Origin of the sequence: Chryseobacterium sp. 22543 (genome assembly GCF_052044565.1) — a bacterium.
In the GTDB taxonomy this organism is placed as follows: Bacteria; Bacteroidota; Bacteroidia; order Flavobacteriales; family Weeksellaceae; genus Chryseobacterium.
The window spans coordinates 205,228-226,319 of record NZ_JBQENH010000006.1; the positions used below are offsets into that span (position 1 = coordinate 205,228).

12 protein-coding genes are annotated in these 21,092 nt (G+C 36.8%); 10 read left to right on the forward strand and 2 right to left on the reverse strand.

Going from position 1 to position 21,092, the window contains the following annotated elements; all coding sequences use genetic code 11:
* Window positions 1–245 precede the first annotated feature (245 nt).
* From ACTJIP_RS19880 to ACTJIP_RS19925, 10 genes are all read left to right on the forward strand, one after another.
* Window positions 246–1,040 (forward strand): SDR family oxidoreductase, encoded by a 795-nt coding sequence (locus ACTJIP_RS19880; protein ID WP_180564723.1) that lies wholly within the window; start codon window positions 246–248, stop codon window positions 1,038–1,040.
* A 128-nt stretch (window positions 1,041–1,168) separates the two neighbouring features.
* Window positions 1,169–2,746: a hypothetical protein gene (locus ACTJIP_RS19885; protein ID WP_228408894.1), complete on the forward strand. Its 1,578-nt coding sequence runs from the start codon at window positions 1,169–1,171 to the stop codon at window positions 2,744–2,746.
* Between the two features lie 330 nt (window positions 2,747–3,076).
* On the forward strand, window positions 3,077–6,235 hold the full coding sequence (locus ACTJIP_RS19890; RefSeq protein WP_440704990.1) for a SusC/RagA family TonB-linked outer membrane protein: 3,159 nt from the start codon (window positions 3,077–3,079) through the stop codon (window positions 6,233–6,235).
* 20 nt (window positions 6,236–6,255) lie between these two features.
* On the forward strand, window positions 6,256–7,776 hold the full coding sequence (locus ACTJIP_RS19895) for a SusD/RagB family nutrient-binding outer membrane lipoprotein (protein ID WP_440704991.1): 1,521 nt from the start codon (window positions 6,256–6,258) through the stop codon (window positions 7,774–7,776).
* An 82-nt stretch (window positions 7,777–7,858) separates the two neighbouring features.
* A complete protein-coding gene (locus ACTJIP_RS19900; protein ID WP_440704992.1) occupies window positions 7,859–10,204 on the forward strand; it encodes a phosphocholine-specific phospholipase C in 2,346 nt (781 codons plus the stop codon).
* 174 nt (window positions 10,205–10,378) lie between these two features.
* On the forward strand, window positions 10,379–10,957 hold the full coding sequence (locus tag ACTJIP_RS19905) for a hypothetical protein (protein ID WP_440704993.1): 579 nt from the start codon (window positions 10,379–10,381) through the stop codon (window positions 10,955–10,957).
* A gap of 104 nt (window positions 10,958–11,061) precedes the next feature.
* The gene (locus ACTJIP_RS19910; protein ID WP_180564727.1) at window positions 11,062–11,862 is read left to right on the forward strand and encodes a WxL protein host-binding domain-containing protein; all 801 of its coding nucleotides are present in this window, start codon (window positions 11,062–11,064) and stop codon (window positions 11,860–11,862) included.
* Window positions 11,863–11,965: 103 nt separating this feature from the next.
* The gene (locus tag ACTJIP_RS19915) at window positions 11,966–14,608 is read left to right on the forward strand and encodes a COG1470 family protein (protein ID WP_440704994.1); all 2,643 of its coding nucleotides are present in this window, start codon (window positions 11,966–11,968) and stop codon (window positions 14,606–14,608) included.
* Window positions 14,605–15,129: a hypothetical protein gene (locus ACTJIP_RS19920; RefSeq protein ID WP_180564729.1), complete on the forward strand. Its 525-nt coding sequence runs from the start codon at window positions 14,605–14,607 to the stop codon at window positions 15,127–15,129. Before ACTJIP_RS19915 ends, ACTJIP_RS19920 begins: the two co-directional genes overlap by 4 nt.
* Window positions 15,130–15,219: 90 nt before the next feature.
* On the forward strand, window positions 15,220–15,708 hold the full coding sequence (locus ACTJIP_RS19925; RefSeq protein ID WP_139348583.1) for a hypothetical protein: 489 nt from the start codon (window positions 15,220–15,222) through the stop codon (window positions 15,706–15,708).
* Window positions 15,709–15,821: 113 nt separating this feature from the next.
* Here ACTJIP_RS19925 and ACTJIP_RS19930 read toward each other — a convergent pair whose 3' ends face one another.
* Together ACTJIP_RS19930 and ACTJIP_RS19935 are read right to left on the reverse strand one after the other, a co-directional pair.
* A complete protein-coding gene (locus tag ACTJIP_RS19930; RefSeq protein WP_077418752.1) occupies window positions 15,822–17,717 on the reverse strand; it encodes a SusD/RagB family nutrient-binding outer membrane lipoprotein in 1,896 nt (631 codons plus the stop codon).
* A gap of 15 nt (window positions 17,718–17,732) precedes the next feature.
* Window positions 17,733–20,630, reverse strand: a complete 2,898-nt coding sequence (locus tag ACTJIP_RS19935; protein WP_440704995.1) for a SusC/RagA family TonB-linked outer membrane protein — start codon at window positions 20,628–20,630, stop codon at window positions 17,733–17,735.
* Window positions 20,631–21,092: the final 462 nt, after the last annotated feature.

Genomic DNA, 21,092 nt, shown 5'->3' on the forward strand with positions numbered 1-21,092 from the left:
AATTAAAAGTAATCATTTCTCTGATATTGCATGCAGAATTGAGATTAAGTTTGTCTTAAGTTTATTATGAACTGATAGCAATAGATCAGTAAATCATTAAAATTATTTCAGGAATAATAAATAACTGAGTTCATTTTTCTTTTTTTACATTTGCTGAAAATAGATTTTACTTTTGAACACAGACCTTTAAAAACGTCTCACTGGCATCAGAAGAAAAATAAAAACAATAAAATCAGACAAATTCAATGACCATCATTATTACAGGAACCTCATCAGGGATCGGGTTTGCATTGGCCGAATATTTTGGTAAAAAAGGGCATAAAGTATACGGATTAAGCAGAAAGCATACAGAAAGTGAGTATTTCAGATCTATACCCACTGATGTTACCGATAACACAGCCGTTCAGAATGCTATCGCTGAGGTTTTAAAAACAGAATCCAGAATTGATGTTCTGATCAATAATGCTGGAATGGGAATGGTAGGAGCAGTAGAAGATTCTACGAAAGAAGATATTTTAAAATTGTTCAGCCTAAATCTTGCCGGACCTGTACAGATGATGAGCGCTGTTCTTCCGAAAATGCGTGAACACAAATTTGGGAAGATCATCAATGTTTCCAGCATCGGAAGTGAGATGGGTCTGCCTTTCCGCGGATTTTATTCGGCTTCAAAATCTGCGCTGGATAAAGTAACGGAAGCAATGAGGTATGAAGTATACCCTTGGAATATTGAAGTATGTTCACTGCATTTGGGAGATATCAAAACCAATATTGCAGACAACAGAGTTATTGCACAAGTTTCCCAACCTTATAAAAATGTTTTTGATAAAGTATATGCTCTGATGAACTCTCATGTGAACGATGGAACTGAACCTTTGGAAGTTGCAGAATACATTGAAAAACTTTTAGCAAAAAATAAGTGGAAAGCTCATTATTATTTTGGTAAATTCGGGCAGAAAATCGGGGTTCCTTTGAAATGGATTCTTCCACAGGGAACTTATGAGAATTTAATGAAAAAATATAATAAACTGGATAAAAATTAGTTGATTGATAGGGCGCATAGTTATTCTGAACAGAATGCGATGCAGTGAAGAATCTTTTGTACTGAAGATTTCTCAATCCTCTTCACATTCAGAATGATAAATTGAAATTACTTTTAAAAATATTTTTTGTGCTGTTCTGCGTTTTTACACAAGCGCAGAAAAAGCAGTATTGGCTGATTGATACAGAAACCAATGTCAGGAAAAAAGTAAAAGATTCTACTTCCGCAGTAAAGTTTCTGGATTCATTAGCTCAGAATAATTATTTCTTTACCAAACTTAAGGATGTAAAAGTAAAGGGTGACAGCACTGAAATTTTCTTTGACAAAGGCAAGAATTTCAATGAAACCTATGTAAACCTTACTGATTCTCTTGTTCAGAAGCTAAAGATTCAGAAAGATTTTTTCACTAAAAACTTAGATTCCACCAAGAAAAGCATCAACAAAACTTATATTGATGACGGATATTCTTTCAGCAGAATCAAATCCAAATATAAGGGACAGAAAAACGGCTACCCCATCGTAGAACTTGACATTAACAAGAACGATAAAAGAACGATCAATAATTTTGTCGTAAAAGGATATGAAAAAGTTCCTAAAAGATTCATCAAAAATCTTGAAAAGGAATTTAAAGGCAAAAACTACGATGATAAAAATCTTTTGGCCATCAATAAAACATTTCAGAGCCATCCTTTTCTGACTCTTGAACGGCAGCCGCAAACTTTATTTACAAAAGACTCTACAAGTATTTACCTGTTCCTGGAAAAGAAAAAGACCAATACTTTTGACGGAGTAATCGGTTTCGGGAATGACAAAACCTCCAAGTTTACGTTAAACGGAACCATGAATGTAAATTTCAGGAATATGTTCAACGGTTTTGAAACCGTCAATTTATACTGGCAGAGAAACCCGGATAGAGGGCAGACTTTCGATCTTCAGGTGGATATCCCATATCTGTTCAAATCGAATGTCGGAATGAATGCAAAAGTGAATATCTATCGTCAGGATTCTACATTTGCCAATGTAAAATTCCTGCCTGCCTTCTATTACCATATCAACAACCGTAACAAAATAGGTTTAAGGGCAACTTTGGAATCCTCTACCATTATTGACACGCTGTATGTGCAGGGGAAAGATTATAACAAAAAGGGACTCGGAGTATGGTTTGAAATGACAGAGCCTACTGATATTGACCTTTTCCTTTATAAGACAAGGATCAATGCTGGTTACGATTTTTTAACAACCACTTATTCTAAAGACAATATCAAAGCCAACCAAAACCAGTTTTATTTCTTTGGAGAACACAATTACCATATCTCCGGAAACCACTTCCTGAACATTAAGGGAGAAGGTGCCATGATGGATTCTAAAGTAGAGTTCACCACCAACGAATTATACCGTTTCGGGGGCTGGAACTCCATGCGGGGATTCAATGAAAAATCACTGGCAGCCGATTTCTACTATTATGGAAGTCTGGAATACCGGTATCTGATTGGCAGTCAGGCATTCTTCGACATCTTTGGACAATATGGACAGCTTAATAATAAATCACTGAATGTAAGGCCCAAACTCTACAGTGTCGGACTCGGTTTCAATTTCTTCATTCCTATCGGTCTGATGAGCTTTCAGCTGTCTAATGGTAACGAGTTTGGAAATCCTTTTAAGTTTAATGATACCAAAATTCACTGGGGAATCCTGAGCAGGTTTTAAAAAAGAAAAGAAGAAGGAAGCTGGAGGATAGAAGTTATCGGAGTCTTGGTTTCGCAATTTATTTCTTTCATAAGACCGAAGTTTTTTCAAAATTTATTACTAAGGATTGCAAGAAGTTGACAACACCACAGTAACTTCCAGCCTCGCTCTTCCAGCTTCCTACCTTATAGTAATACTTATAGAATAAAACAAAAATTCCCATACAAAGGATATTTTTCATTTTACCTTTCTATTAACTCTTCATGTTAAAAAATATTAAATCGTATTTTTATTTTAATACATCATTAAAGTACAGGTAACAGTGCTCCGCTAAATTTGCCTTCAAAAAAAATGAAGAAGACTCTAGCTACTTTTGCCGTTTTTTTACTTCCTCTATATTTTTCCGCACAGGAAATCAATATTTCCGGAAATGTAAAATCAGAAAACGGCTCTAGTGTTTCCGGTGTAAACATCACTGATAAAAATACAGGAAAGACTGCCACTACAGATGAAAATGGTAATTTTACCATTTCTGCAAACCCGAAAGACATTCTTGAGTTTTTTGCTCCTGATTTTTCTGTTTATACCGTTGAGGTTTCTTCAAAAAAACAGTATTCTGTTGTCTTAAAAAAGCCAAACGAAAAGCAGATTGAAGGGGTTGTCATCACCGCATTAGGTATTGCCAAGAAGAAAGAAAAAATCGGTTATTCTACTCAGGAAGTGGGAACCAAACAGTTTGAAACCATTACAACACCGAGTATTGGTAATTTATTCTCAGGACAGGTTGCCGGTCTGAGTGTTTCCAATCCGACAGGAATGCAGCAGGCACCACAATTTACCTTGAGAGGAAATTCCAATGTAGTTTTTGTGATTGACGGAGTAATTGTAGAAAAGGAAGTTTTTCAGAATTTAGATCCAAACAATATTGAGAATATCAATGTACTGAAAGGTGCCACTGCTTCTGCACTGTATGGTTCAAGAGGCCGTTACGGAGCCGTTTTAATAACAACAAAAACAGCTAAGAAGAAAGGATTCTCTGTAGAGTTTTCTCAGAACACCATGATTACGGCAGGATTTACCAATCTTCCAAAAACCCAAACGGAATACGGAAACGGATCTCACGGAAAGTACGAATTCTGGGATGGAGCCGATGGCGGGGTGAATGACGGGGATATGATCTGGGGACCAAAATTCGTTCCTGGTTTACAAATTGCCCAATGGAACAGCCCGATCAGAGATAAAGTAACAGGACAGGTAGTTCCATGGTATGGAGCAGTGACAGGAACTCAATATGATAATAAATCAAGGTATGAAAGAGTTCCCATTGACTGGAAATACCATGATAACTTAAGTACATTCTTAAAGCCTGCGGTTATCAACAACAATAATTTCGCCATAAGCTATAGAAATAATAAAGATATCTACAGGTTTTCAGGAAACTTCATGAACTACGATGACCGAGTTCCGAATTCTTATCTTCAAAAATATGGGCTCAACTTTTCGTCTGAAAACCATTTGGGGGATAAATTAATCTTTAATACGAAATTCAATTTCAATCAGGCTTTTACGCCTAATGTCCCTAACTACGATTACAACCCAAGCGGACATATGTATACCATTCTGATCTGGATGGGAGGCGACGTAGATGGAAAGGCACTGAAAAATCATATGTGGATTCCCGGACAAGAAGGAAGAGCACAGGCCAACTGGAACTATGCATGGTACAACAACCCATGGTTCGGCGCTGAGTATTATAAAAATCAGAACAGAACGAATATCATCAATGCTCAGACAGGATTAGAATATAAGGCTACTCAGGATCTTTCAGTAAAAGGGAAAGTATCCCTCGTGGAAAACCACAGCAAAACGGAAATACTAAGTCCTTATTCTTATTTCAATTACAGTGCGCCAAGAAGTGGAGGATATATTCTGAAAGATAATAAAACATGGAATCTTAACTATGATGTTCTGGCTACTTACAAGAAAAAGATATCTGAAAACTTTGATTTCACAATCAATGCAGGAGGTTCAGCTTTTTATTTCAAAAACAATAACAATGAAAGATCTACGGACGGATTGAGAACTCCTGAAGTATACACATTTGAAAACTCTATCGGAGCGCTTAAAAATTATACCTATCTGAAGGAAAAGTTGATTTATAGTGCTTATTCAACGATTGATATCGGATTGTACAATGCTTTCTTCATCAATATTTCAGGACGTAATGACTGGTCTTCTACCCTTCCTAAGGCCAACAGATCTTACTTCTACCCTTCTGCATCCATCAGTGCTGTTATTTCAAACCTGGTAAAATTACCTGAGTCTATCAATATGTTGAAGCTTTCTGCTTCATGGGCTAAAGTGGCGTATGATTTCCAGCCTTATTCCATCAGAAATTATTATCTGAATAATGAGGGAATTACATTCAACGGAAATCCTACTTCTTATTATCCTACCACGCTGAATGTAGAAAACTCTCTGAAACCTGAACAGACAAAATCTTATGAGCTAGGATTAAGTGCCGGCTTCCTGAACAACAGGATTACTTTAGATGCTACTTATTTCAGAACATTAGATTATAATAACATTCTTGAATTCCCGGCTGCTGAATCATCAGGTTTCACTTCACAATATGTAAACGGAAATGAATATACTACGAAAGGATTTGAAGTTTCGTTAGGTTTAGTTCCCATAAAAACCTCTGATTTCACCTGGAAAACCTTGATCAACTGGAGTACATATGAGCAAAAGCTTACTTCCATTTATGATAATATGCCGAACTACAAAAATATTAAGTTAGGCGAAAGAATGGACAGTTATTATGACTATACATGGCAAAAGTCTCCGGACGGAAAAGTAATTCTTGATGCCAATTCAGGAATGCCGACAAGAGCCAATACCCCAAGTAACCTTGGACATTTCAATCCGGACTGGACTTTTGGTTTCAACAACACGTTTAAATACAAAAAATTCTCTTTAAATATAGGAATTGATGGAAGCATCGGAGGTGTGATGAGGTCGCAGGTTGTTGAGAAGATGTGGTGGGGAGGAAAACATCCTAATTCTGTAGCGTACAGAGATCTTGAATATGCCAATCCGGGAACATATTATTTTGTGCCGGATGGAGTTAATTACAATCCTGCTACCGGTCTTTATACTCCACACACAAAAGCTATCAGTTTCCAGGACTGGGCACAGAATTATCCATACCAGGCAAGGGTAACGCAGGATGAAAGTGAAGAGTTTGCCAACGTTTTTGACAGAACTTTCATCAAGCTGAGATCTGTAGTATTGGAGTATGATTTTTCTTCGCTGCTTAATCCGAAAGGGATGGTGAAAGGTTTCACTGCCAATATTTCTGCCTACAACTTAGCCATGTGGAAAAAATCGAAGAACCTTTACTCCGATCCGGATTTCCAGATAAGATCAGGTAGAAGTGGAGATATCGCTAATGATATCCAGGATCCGTCCAGCAGATGGTTCGGAATCGGATTTAATCTTAAGTTTTAACTAAAAAGTACGTCAAGACAATGAAAAATAATATAAACAATATAAAAGGGCAAAAGGGTAAAACGGCAAAGTGGCTGATGAGGTCTCTATTTGCGGCAGGACTTCTGACACTGGCTTCATGCGAAACCAGCCTTGATACGATCAATGAGAACCCTAATGACCAGGCAAGCATTGATCCGAAAAACCTTCTTACTTACGTTGAAAAATATACATTTCAGGTAAATGGTGAGAATATGTATGCGTCAAGAATGATGATTGGTACTGATGGTGAGAATTCATACCAGTATATGAAATGGAATGATGCTTCTTTTGAAGTTTACACAAAAGGCCTCTTGAATACAGGAAAAATGATGCAGGAAGCAGAAAAGAGAGGAAATAAAAATTATCTGGCAATCGGAAAATTTTTGAGAGCTTATCATTTCTTCAATATCAGCTTAAAAGTAGGAAGCTCTCCCTATTCTGAAGCTGCTAAGGGTGAATCAGGAATTACACAGCCTAAGTATGACACTCAGGAAGCGATTATGTCCGGAATTTTATCAGAATTAAAAGTAGCCAATGATCTCATTAATACCAATGATAAAATTGAGGGTGACATTGTGTACAACGGGGATGCTTTAAAGTGGAAAAAACTGATTAACTCATTCCGTCTTAAAATCCTGATTACTTTATCTAAGAAAACTACGTTAGGAAATTATAATATTGCTACAGAATTTGCATCTATTGCAGGAAGCCAGTCTTTAATGACCTCCATTGCAGATAACGGTGAACTTAAGTTTGCTGATGCTGCCGACAGCAGATATACAATGTTTAACAACAGCGGATATGGTTCCAGCTTATATATGGCGGATTATTTCATCAATATGTTCAAAGACAGGCATGATCCACGTTTGTTCACTTTTGCTGCACAGACTACCGGAGCAAAAGAAGCAGGAAAAGCTATTACTGATTATACAGCATATAACGGTGGAAATCCTACTTCTCCATATTCTGACAATGCCGCTCTGATCACGGCTAAGAATATTTCCAAAGTAAACGATCGTTTTTATAAAGATCCTACCAATGAACCTGCTTCTGTATTAAGTTATTCAGAGCTTGAGTTTATCCTGGCTGAAGCTGCTGCAAGAGGCTGGATTTCCGGATCTGCAAAAACACATTACGACAATGCAATCAAAGCCAGTTTCAATTTTTATCAGACTTATGTGAAAAATCCGGGACAATATTTCTCAGGATTTGATGTGAATCAATATCTGGCAACGCCTTTAGTAGTTTATAATAATGCTGATCCTTTACAGACACAGCTGGAAAAAATCATGACTCAAAAATACATGACAATGTTTCACCAGGCACAATGGACTTCTTATTATGACTATCTGAGAACCGGATATCCAAACTATCCTTTAAAAGCTGGAGTTGCTGCACCATTTAGATTCAGATATCCACAGTCTGAGTACAACTATAACAGCAGTAATTTAAAATCTGCTTTAGCTGCTCAGTATGGAGGGAATGATAATATTAACTCTAAACCTTGGTGGTTACAATAGAAATCTGATTAATTTTATATAAAACAAAGAAACCGCAGGAAAATCCTATTAACTTGCGGTTTCTTTCTTATTTCGATTGAACATGAACAGAAGAGAATTTTTAGAAAAATCAAGTCTTTTATTAGCCGGATTGGGAACTTCAAGTGTTCTGCATCCTTCCATTTTAAAAGCTTTAGCCATTGATCCGGCTGCCCAGTCTACATTTTATGATGCAGAGCATGTTGTAATCCTGATGCAGGAGAACCGTTCATTTGATCATGCATTCGGTGCTCTCAAAGGAGTGAGAGGTTTTTTAGATAAAAGAGCCTTTGTAAAACAGGATGGGCAATCCGTTTTCTTTCAAAAGAATGATGACGGGAAATATGCATCCCCAGCCCGCCTGGATTTAAGAAATACCAAATCAACCTGGATGAGCTCACTGCCTCATTCATGGGCTGATCAGCAAAAAGCACTGAACAAGGGAAAATACGACCAGTGGCTTCAGGCTAAAGCTTCAGGGAATAAAGATTACAAAAATATTCCGCTGACATTAGGATATTACAATCGTGAAGATCTTCCGTTTTATTATCAGCTGGCAGATGCATTTACCATATTCGACCAATATTTCTGCTCTTCACTTACCGGGACTACTCCAAACAGATTATTTCTATGGTCCGGAACGTTGAGAGCGCAGCAGAACGGAAAGGTAAAGGCTAATGTTGTGAATGAAAATATTGATTATGACAAAGCAAGGCAGGCCAAATGGAAAAGTTTCCCGGAAATTTTAGAACAACAGAATGTTTCGTGGAGAATTTATCAGAATGAAATCAGTCTTCCAAAAGGAATGTCCGGAGAACAGGAAGCATGGTTAAGTAATTTTACCGATAACCCTATTGAATGGTTTTCAAAATTCAACGTTAAATTTTCAAAAGGATATTATCAGAATATTCCTAATATCATAGCGTATCTGAAGCAGGAAATTGAAAAAAATCCTCAACAGAAAGAAAGGCTGGAAACTATGCTCGCTGAAGTTCAGGAAGATCAGGTGAAATACCATCCGGATAATTATTCAAAACTTTCAAAAGAGGAAAAAAACCTTCACGAAAAAGCCTTCACCACCAACTCCAATGATCCTGATTACTGGAAACTGGAAATCGGAAAGGATGAAAACGGAGAAAGGCTGGTTGTTCCTGAAGGTGACGTACTGTTTCAGTTCCGAAAAGATGTGGAAGAGAAGAAACTCCCGCTGGTTTCCTGGCTGGTAGCTCCTGAACATTTCTCAGACCACCCGGGATCACCATGGTATGGCGCGTGGTATATTTCTGAGGTTTTGAATATTCTGACCAAAGATCCTGAAACCTGGAAAAAAACCATATTCATCATCAATTATGATGAAAACGACGGATATTTCGATCATGTACTCCCTTTCGCGCCACCCGTAAATCCAAGCCAGCCTGTTGATATGAACGGCAAAGAAGGCGTGGAATATGTGAATCAATCCCAGGAATACATGAGCAATCCTTCTTTAAAAAATTATGAAAAAATTGAAGGAACCGTTGGATTGGGTTACAGGGTTCCAATGATCATCGCTTCCCCATGGACGAAAGGAGGATTTGTAAATTCCGAAGTATCGGATCACACTTCTGTACTGCAGTTTCTGGAGAAATTTATCATGAAAAAATTCAAAAAGGATGTGCATGTTGACAATATCAGTGACTGGAGAAGAGCGGTATGCGGTGATCTTACGTCTGCCTTCAATTCTTCCAGTGTAAAAGTTCCACAAATAAATTATCTGGATCAGAAAGACTATGCTAAAACCATCAATGCAGCCAAAAACAAACCTGTTCCTGATCTGAAATGGTATTCTGAAAATGAACTTAACGGTAATTTACTTGAAATTCAGGAAAGAGGTCTGAAGCCATCAAATCCGCTTCCGTATCATTTCCATGTCAATTTAGAAGGTGAACAGATAAAAATGTCCAATTTAAAAGAGAATGGCGTTCCGCTTTTGGTGTATGACAGGACTCAATTCGACAGTAAGGATTATCATTTTTCATATGCCTTATATTCAAAGCAGGAATTATCCCATGCTGTACATTCCGGAGCTTATTATTATGAAATTTTCGGTCCCAATGGCTTTTTCAGGAGATTTCAGGGAAGTATTTCACCGGAAATAGAGATAGTTTTAGAGAATATGACCGCAAAAAACCAAGTGGAACTGACTATAAGAAATAACAAAAAGAGAAATTTCTCCATCAATCTGGAAGATTTGTACACAAAAAATAAAAAAACAATTTCTGTACAAAAAACAGAAGAAAAAATAATTATTGATCTTGATAAATTTAAAGGCTGGTATGATTTGAAATTAACGTCAGATGAATGTCTGTGGCATTTTGCCGGAAGAGTAGAAACGGGAAAGGTTTCTGTTTCTGATCCACACTGGGCATAGAAAAACGCTTACAATTTAATAAAAACCTGTACCAAAAAAGCACAGGTTTTTTTGAGTTATTCTTTAAATATAATGCATTACATAGTGCAAATAAGCAATAATATAAAAATTATAATATATTTTTTTCACAATGCACTGAATTTTGTTATATTCACTTAACTAATTATTTGCATCATGAAAAAACTAAATTTAACTATTGCAATGTCTGTATTTGCATTGGCTCTATCCGGGAATATGAGCGCCCAAGACCTCGCTACAGATAACCATACGGTTACCATTTCTATTCCCGAAGTTGCATTGGTAGATATTGAACCATCTGCCACCAAAAACATTACTCTTGGATTTACAGCACCTACTGAAGCAGGAAATCCTATCGTTCCGGCAACAGCCAACACTACTTTATGGCTTAATTATTCATCCATTAAATCTGTTGCAGATCCTACCCGTAATATAAGTGTAACCATGAATGCTATCATTCCCGGAGTTGATCTTCAGGTAACAGCAGCAGCAGCTACCGGAGCAGGAGCAGGAACATTGGGAACATCTGCTGGTCTGTTGACTTTAAGCGCTGCCAACCAGACTATCATTTCAGGAATCGGAAGTGCTTATACAGGAAATGGTGCCAACAACGGACACAATCTTACGTACGCAATTGCTGCAGGAAGTGGTCCTGGAGGGGTAGCAGCCTACGCAGATTTACAGGCAACAGCCACTGTAGCAGCTACCGTTACTTATACGATATCCGACAATTAGAATTTAAATAAAATTTTATTCTCTATTTCAAAAACAAGAAGAAGTTGTCATTCAGTTTCTTCCTGTTTTTGTATTACTCATCATTTAACTCCAAACTTTACATAATGATAAAGCGTATTCTTCTGTTGATTACCTTGATTTTGCAGTTTAGCTTTTTACATGCGGGCATTGTGATTCTCAATGGACTTACACATTCTTACAAAATTGAAAACGGAAAGGTTTACAAGGGAAAAGTAGCCATTGAAAACACAAGCAATAATCCTCAGAGTGTAAAATTATTTTTACAGGACTTTGCTTACCATGCTGACGGAACGATCAATTATTCGGCTTTGCGTACAAATAAACGGACCAATGGAGAATGGATTAAACTCAATACCAACCTGATTACCCTGAAAGGTAAGGAGAAAACTGAGGTTTTTTATGAGATTACAGTTCCCAATCAAAACAGAGATCCCGGAAGCTATTGGAGTGTCATTATTGTAGAACCGGTAGAGGATATAAAGCCCAGCGACAGTAAGGCAGGAGTGAATATCACTTCTGTGATACGTTACGCGATTCAGGTCATTACAGATTTTGAAACAGAAAAGGCCAAACCGGACCTTAAGTTTGAGAGTGTAAAAGTAGAGAAACAGGAGGGAAAGCAAACCGTGAAGATTGCTGTAGCCAATAATGGTAATCTTTACTGTAAACCGACAACAGCCATTGAAATTTATAACCGTAAAACAGGTGAAAAAATAGGAACGTATTCAAGTTTAACGATGGGACTGCTGCCTGACACCTCCAAAACATTTTACATTGATATCAGTAAAATACCGCCGGACAAATACAAAGCCGCCATAATAGCTACGGATGAAGAAGAGAATGCATTTGCACTCAATGTGGAATTAGAAGTAAAAAATGATTAGAACTTGGACTATATTTATTATCATATCATTATTCCCGATATTTATTTTTTCTCAACAGCAATCGAACCGATTGTCCAGTAAAAAAGATAGTATATTACCGGGAATGTCAACTTCTATTCCTTTTACATTAGAAAATAATTCGGATGAAAACAGGACTTATGAGATATCAGTTACCACCTCAAGTCCTTCTATTACACCTATTTTAGCAAAAGGAGAATTTCAGATTGCGGCACATGAAGCATCAGTTTATCTGGTTCCTTTGCGTATTGCAACGGAAACGAGCCAGGGAAATTATTCTGTAACATTGAACATTACTAACCGCAATAACGGAATATCCTTTACAAAAACATCAAAAATAACAGTTTCAGCAAACAGAAATATTTCCCTGACTCCTTTGAATTCACCTGAGTTTGTAAGGGCCGGAGAAATGATTTGGGCTTCTTTTCTCTTAAAAAATAATGGTAATATAACAGAGGATATTCATCTTGAAAGTAAAAATGCCATTCTTGACAATGATACTTCATTAGTACTGGAACCCAATGAATCAAAAATCATTACAATACACAAAGTAACAAACCCTGAACTCAGTCAAAATGAATTTCAGAACCTTAATCTTTCGGTATACTCAAAAGGTAATCTTAAGGAAGTTCAAAATGTTTATGTAAGTACTCAGATTATATCCGTAAAACCATCTGAGAACGATATCTTCCACAGACTTCCTGTTGCCGTTTCATTATCTTTTATCGGAATGCAGAATATGGGGGTTTACAAGGATGGCTTTCAGGGAGAAATTTACGGGAAAGGGACTCTGGATAAAGACAACAAAAACCAGATCGAATTCCGGTCGGTAACCCACAATCCTGTAGATCTCAATACATTTACTCAATATGAAGAATATTTTGTGAATTATAAACGGGATAAGTTCTTTATTCATCTTGGTGATAAAACGTATTCTTCATCTTATTTAACGGAGTTTGCAAGATATGGCCGCGGGGCAGAAATCCGCTATGATTTTAACAAATTCAGTCTGGGCGGATTCTATAATCATCCAAGATTTTTCAGAGATATTAAGGATGAATTTAACCTTTATTCCAGTTTCAAAATCCAGAAGGAATCAGAAATTTCGGTCGGATATCTTTACAAAACTCCAAGAAAGGAGGAAATCCGATATGGAGATCTAAGGCTGGATTCGGATGCACATCTTCCTTATGCCAAAGGAAAATTCAAGATATCAAGAAACATTAATGTATCTGGAGAATTGGCTTACAGTACTACAAAAAAAACGGATGGAACAGCTTACATGCTTCAGGCTGATGCTATTTTTGAAAAGTTCAACGGAAGTTTAATGTATGTAAAAGCAAGTCCGGAATTTGCAGGATATTTTACGAATACAAATACCTTTAACGGGAACATTAGCTATAAAATTTCCAGAAAGCTCAGTGCTTTTGTCAACTATACACAGGATGTTAAAAATTTCCAGAGAGATACGCTGTTTTTAGCAGCTCCTTACAGACAGTATCTGCAATATGGAGTACAATATAAATACCGCTCCAATGGATCTGTTATCGTTAATAGCGGTTATCAAAAGTATCAGGATCGTTTAGAACCAAAACAGTTTGATTACTATGAACGTTTTTTCAAAGTGAGTATTGATCAGCAGCTCGGAATGTTTCAGGTTAATGTTGAAGGGCAGTTTGGTAAAACAGACAATTATCTGACAGGGTTTAGTGGTAATTCAAGTTTTTATTCTGCCAATCTTTCATTTCAAAAATTCAGGACCTATTTTAATGTATTCGGAAGCTATGCTATCAGCTCGAGATACCAGCTGCAGAACCAGAAACAGCTCTACTACGGGGCACGAATTTACAGTCGTTTTTCTGATAAGACTAGTTTAAGTATTTTTTATCAGAACAATTATATGCCGGAAGAATATTTTAAAGACAGAAATTTATTTGAACTTCTCTTCCACCAGCAGCTGTTTCCCGGAAATGAAATTGATCTTTCCGGCAGATATTCATTGCAGAGGGGAGAAATTGGGGATAAAGATTTTATATTCTCCATGCGTTATACCTGGCGTCCCAATGTTCCGGTACAGAAAACCGCTGAATATATTTCGTTATCCGGAAATATCAGTAATCTTGGGATAAAAAAGACGGAAGGGATAAGGTTAATGCTGGGAAGCTACCTTTCAGTTACCGATCAGGAAGGAAATTATTTATTCAAAAATGTGATTCCCGGAAATTATTTTCTGGAAATCGACCGTTCAACAACTGAGATCAATGATATTCCCACATTGACTATTCCGGCAGCTCTTTCTTTAAGTAATAAGGAAAATATTTTTAATTTCGGATTAACGACAGCGGCTAATGTTCAGGGTCATATTCAGTTTGTAGAAACGGAAGATAAGGATCAAACCGGACTTACTGAACTGCTTGCTAAAAAAGAGAAAAAGAAGAAAGAAAGTATTATTATAGAAGCTACAGGTAAGGATCAGACCTACCGTAAAATATGCTTTATAGGTGAAGATTTTGATTTTACTTACCTCAGACCTGGAGACTGGACCGTTAAAGTCTATCGCAATGGTCTTGATAAACGTTATAAAGTCTCGAACGACAAATTTCAGTTTACGCTTAACCCTTCGGAAACAAAAAAATTAAATATTCATATTGTCAAACAGCAAATAGAAATAAAATACCAGCAGGAATCCTTAAAGGTAGGATATAATGAAATAAAAAAGAAAAAATGATTTTGATCCGTTCCCTATTGTTATTAGTGTTTTTCATCTTCTCGGGCGTATTCTATTCCCAGACTACTGTTACGATGACTTTACCTATCGTAACTTTAATGGATATAGAACCTACAGGAAGTTTTACGCTCAATTTTACAGCTCCTACCGAAGCAGGAAATGCTCTTGGTAATCCAACACCCAATACTTCCAAATGGGTCAACTATACCTCTGCAATTGCACCCGGAGGACTTACCAGAAAAATTACAGCATCTGTGAATAAAGTTATTGCAGGAGTTAATATAAGATTACAGGCAGCTGCCGCTTCCGGAGCTGGAGGCGGAACATTGGGAACTTCCTCAGGACAGGTTACCCTTACGACGACTCCTGTTACAATTATTAGCGGCATTGGAGGTGCCTACACAGGAAATGGTGCCAACAATGGCCATGCGCTCACTATTTCTCTAACGACCAATACTTATGCTAATTTACAGGCACAGGCCAATACAGCAATTGTCATCACCTACACCATCACAGAATAAAATTGAAAAATGAAAGTCTACAGCCACTTTTTCAGGGAAATCCTCTTAAAAAAATATCTATATGTTATTCCTTTAATAATAAGTAGTTATTTGACAGGCCAAACAATAACTGTAGGTGGAAGTAACTGGACAGTAAGCGTACCTTCTATTACCGAAGCAGGGACAAACTATGCCGGAACGTATCAGAGCGCTACTAATTTGATAACATTATCAGGAACACTGCCAGGATCTTTTCTAAATCTGCTCACAAGTGGGGCGGCAAGAATAAGCATGCATCATACTCCTACCACCTGGAACAGCAATCTACACCTTTATGCCAAAAGAAGTGGCGGGACAACCAGTATCAGTGGACTTTGCCTTGGCTGCACTGCAACGATCAATGGTGGGACAACCTATGTAGAAATACCACAAGCTGTAGATACAGCATTCTTTACAATAAATTTCTCGGGAATTTTGGGATTGGGTAATAGTGTTACTTTTTCAGGCATTAATGGACAATTACAAATAAGTGGTGTTTCTGTAATCGTTCCTGCAACAACCTATAACACGCAAATAGTTTTCACAATAGGTCCCAATTAAAAATACTCCAATACCAATCCAGCTAAAGACATAATCAGTCAATTTATATCTAAAAAAAAACAATCCTTTTCAAAATCAGAAAAGGATTGTTTTTTAATTGTATTTAAAACTAATTAATGTTTGGCCCACCAAAGAGGAGTCAGTACAGCATCTGCACCACCAAGTAACTGTACAGCCTTATCATATCCAGGCTGATCCGTATTTCTGAAAGTACTTGGATATCTTAATCTCTGAGGGAAATTCTGAATAGAATTTGTCATATAATTCCCTGAACTCAGATTAGGAAGGTTTGCCAATGGAGTTTCGATGGCAGGATTTTCAAAAAACGGCAGTCCAAGTCTTCTCTGATCACTCCAGGACTCTAACGGTAACCAAGGCATATTGGCAATATATTTCTGGGTAATAATCTTTGTCAGTTTATCATTCTTTACCGATCCATTTTTATAAATGGTATTTACAGGATATTTAATGTCTACCGAAACTAAGTTCCCGCTTACAGGATCTTTATATTTCATCGTATGGCTCACTCCCGGTTCTGTAATATGACTGTAAGAAACAGAAGTCCCATCACGGTTATAATCTGTTGAAGCAATATATTGACCATAGAATTGTGAAACTCCATTATAAGCAAAACTTTCCTGAATTCCTTTATTATATGCCGCTTCATCGCCCATTGGAACAGCCCAGCCTTTCAATGCCGCTTCCGCCAAAAGGAAATAAGTTTCCCAGCTTGCAAAAAATATTCTTGAATTCGTACTTTCCCGGTACTGCTTACCCAAAGCCGGCATACATCCTACTACATTTCTCAAGCCGTTTCTCTGTCCTTTTACCCCCCAATTTCCAATGGTATAGGCATTCCAGGTATTTACTGTATTTATTGTTACTTTAGAGTTATCTTCAAATGTAAGATCTCCATGATTGGTAGTTGCCTGATTGGTATAAGTGGGATATAATGAATAAACCGGGCTTGTAAGATCACCCGGAATATAGAACGTTTTATACGCTCTCGGATCAATTTTATTGGGTAGTCCATCCAACCAATATCCTGCACTAGGATCGTTGGTCATTGTGGTGAACTGTTGATCATACTTTATGCCAACATAGTCAGATGCCTTAACTGCTGTATGTTGAGCTGCAGGTAATTGCTCTGTGGAACTTACTCCTCCTAAACCAATGTATAAATTATTAAGGGTTGCTGACAAGATTTGGGAGTTCCATTCTCTGGACATTACACCCGTTAAGGCATCCCAACCGGATTTTTCAGCCACTTTAAAATTATCTGCATTTGTAGCGATAAACATATTTGAATTGGCAGCTGCTTCAAATTCTGTTTTTGCTTTTGAAGGATCTACTTCAGCAATTCTCATAGCAATTCTCATTCTCATAGAGTTGGCATACTTTACCCATTGCGTCCAATTGAACCCATACACCATATCATGGGCATTAGCGTTTGATGGTGCTCCTTGGGTTGTGTCCATTTTTGCGACTGCATCTTTTAATTCTTCCAAAATAAAATAATACACTTCTTTTTCAGAATTAAAAGTAGGATTCGTTCCCTGAAAAGCCTGAATAGGTTGAGGTCCGAAATTATCCGAAAATTCACTCATTAAATAAGCTCTCCAAATTCTGGAAACCTGAATGACATTGTCATAATAAGGTTTTCCTTGCCCGGCCGCCTTTTTTTCATTAGCCAATTGAATAGCCGCATTCGCATTATTCAGCCAATCTGAAGCATATTTCCAATATTCGGAAGTCCAGGAATCGTCATAAGTTCCACCTGCAATTCCTGTTGATAAATGCTGTCTCGCTGCCGTTTTCCAGTATAAAACAAAAACACGTTCTGCAATATTAGGATCCTGCTGAGCACCAAGAATTGAGTTATTTAAGAAATATTCAGGTTCTGCCTTATTAGCGTCTACGGCAAATGGGTTATTGTTGATTTCTTCAAAATCATTGCATGAAGTACATAATAAACCGATGGTAAAAAATGATAAGATATATTTTTTCATTGTTTCAGTTTTTAATTAAAAGCCTAAAGTAATTGTAAATAAATAAGATCTTGAAGTAGGAAAAGCAAGGTTTTCAAATCCTGTAGCATTAGAATTAATTGCGAATACAGATTCCGGATCAATTCCTTTTGCTTTACTGTAGATCATCCAGACATTATTGGCCGTAAAAGCAACTTTAGCACTCTGCAAGGCTAATTTTTGGAAAATACTTTTAGGGAAATTATACGTCAGCTGAATATTTCTTAAACGAATGTTGGTAGCATCATAAATATTCTGTTCCGTAATTCCTAAATTTCCAGATGTTACAGCTCCCCAATAATCCTGCTGAGTTATTTCTTTGGTATTTGCTGTATAACCGCCATTTCCTTCCACTACGGCATCCAAAATCATATTATCACGTTTTCCTCCGGGCGCAGTGTCTGCAGCAAGTCCATTAGCTTGTAATGCTGCTTGCGTTGCGGAGAAAAATTTACCTCCGATTCTTCCGTCAATTAAAAATGAAAGTCCAATATTTTTATATACAAAGCTGTTGGTAAAGCCAAACAAAGCCCTCGGAGTCTGATCTCCAAGATAATATTGGTCTTGAGTAGCCTGTGGCAATCCATTTTGATCCACAATCAGTTTTCCGTAATGAGGACTAGCGGTATCTTCTACTCTCAAGAATTTCGTTCCATAAATTGCACCATAAGGTTTTCCTACTTCAGCGAAGAAAGCAACGTTATCAAAACCTGATAGAGGATATTTTGAAATATTTCCATCAATTTTATCGATGTTACTTTTTAAAGTTGAAAAATTAGCATTTACGTTCCACGCAAAATTTTCCTTCTTAGAAATATCTGTATTCAAAACAAATTCAAATCCTTTATTATGCAGCCCTCCTGAATTAATCATCATTCTTTCATATCCGGATAGCGGGTTTATTGGAATAGCTATAAGCTGATCAGTCGCATTATTATTAAAATAGCTTACATCCAAAGACACTCTGTCAAAAAACTTCATATCTGCACCGACTTCGAAAGTTTTAAGCTTTTCCGCATGCAAATCCGGATTAAAAAGTATTTTATTTCTTGCAAGTACAATATGCCCGTTTGGATCTGTGGAAGCAAGATATGTATTGTATAAGCTTTGAGGAGGTAAAGAGTTCCCTACAACTGCGTAAGCTGCACGAAGTTTAGCAAACGTTAAAACATTCGAAGTTGTACCATTTAATTTCTTCAGCATATCCGTTAAAACTAATGAAGTACTCACAGAAGAATAAAAATAAGACCTGTTATCAATATTCAAAGTAGAAGACCAATCATTTCTTGCTGTAGCATTCAGAAACCAGTATCCATCATAATTAATTTCAGCAGCAGCAAATACTGAATTAATTTTTTTCCACATATCAACTTCAGTTGTAGTAATAGATGCAAGATCACTCGTATTAGACGTGCTGAAAACGTTGGCAAGAATAAGATTTTGAGTGGAAAAATATAATGCCTTATCCCTGCTTTCCATCATCTGCCCATAAACGGAAAGCGATCCGCCCCATTTGCCAATAATATTATCCTTTTTGGCATTAAGACTTATGATATAATTATTCTCATAAAACTTTTCCTGACCGGTAGAGTAAGAATTATTACGGCCAGATCCCGTCCAAACCCTTGCATCCGTATTTAAAGAATAGAAATCTGTTCCTAACCTTACATCTGCGCTCAGCCAATTATTAAATTGATACTTGAGATAACCGTTTAATAAAAACCTATCTTTTTTATCGGCGTTCAATGCATTATAAGCTGTCCAATAGGGGTTAATTCCATTTGAAGTTATCCAGCGCGAAGTAACTTCATTTTGCATCTGCCCCTCACGATAATCTCTTACATCAATATTTTGAGGCATTAAGAGTATTTTCGGATAGTAATTTCCATCACCCTGTCCTCCAGAAGGTCTATTTGTTCCTTTAATACTCATATATTGGGCTTTCACCTCACTAGTCCACCTTTTATTAGCTCCAAAATTAGAATTCATTTTAGCCATGAAATTGAATCTTTCATATTTTGAATTAGGAATCTGACTATTACTGTTTAAATAATTAGCCGAAGTGTACAAGCTTGATCCTTCGCCTAAACTCTCCTGAAAGCTCAGTGTATGCTGTGAATTTGTTCCTGTCTTAAAAAAGTTTTTTAAGTTGTCATGAACCGTCATATTGGATCCTTCAAAAGCAGGTCCCCAGGAAGTGGTATTGTCAACCCCAGGAAGATTGGGTAAACCAATACTACCTTGTGCAAAACTATCTTGCAAATCAGGTTTCATAAAAATATTTTCAAAGCCTAAGCTTGTAGAATATGTAATTCCTAATCCTCCCTTTCGTTTACCGGTTTTTGTAGTAATCAAAATAACTCCATTTCCACCTCTGGAACCGTAAAGAGCGGAAGCAGCACCACCTTTTAAAACAGAAAGACTTTCAATGTCATCCGGGTTAATATCACTTAAACCATTTCCCATATCAAGATCCGGATTCCAGAAATCATTATTAAAGTCTTTTCCATTCTGCTTAACCTTTGATCCTAAACTATTACTTAATGGAACTCCATCCACCACAATAAGAGGCTGATTATCTCCAGTAAAAGAATTAAACCCCCGTAGATTAATTTTGGAAGAAGAACCTGGCCCAAAACCTCCTTTAATAACTTGTAAACCTGCAACCTTCCCTACTAATGCATTGGTCATGTTATTTTCTTTAGCATCAACAAGGGTTTGGCCTTTCACATCCTGGAAAGAATATCCAAGCGCTTTTTTTTCTTTTTTTACACCATAGGCTGTAACAACTACTTCGTCAATCTTTGACGTTTTAGTTGAATCACTTTGTGCATACAGTCCGAAACAGAATAATAAGGATTGGAGCAGCCCAACCTTAAAAATGTTTTTTTTCATAAAAATTAGATTTGGTATATACTTAATAATATCACAGGATATTATAACAAATAAACGTAATTCTTATTAAATTAATACACAATCATTAATTATTTATGTTAAATACATTCATAAAAGCAACTGAATCTTTCTAAAGCTTATGATACTTAAACGATTAAGTAAAATTCGAAATTAGATTGACCAAAACTTAATACCTGGTGGGGCTATTTAGTTGAAAAAAAGAGATAAAATAAGATAATGGGTTGTTGAGACTCCTACGAAGTGATAATGGGGGTATAGATGATAAATGATATTGGATAACAGTAGGGACAATCAATAATGATTGATTGTTTATTTATTACTCATTATTTATGAGTTCAGGTGTTTTGTTTTGTTTTGTTTTGCTTTATTTAGTTGGGTATAGTGCTTGGGTATAACGCAAAAAAAAAATCCTTTATCATAAGATAAAGGATTTTTTAAAAA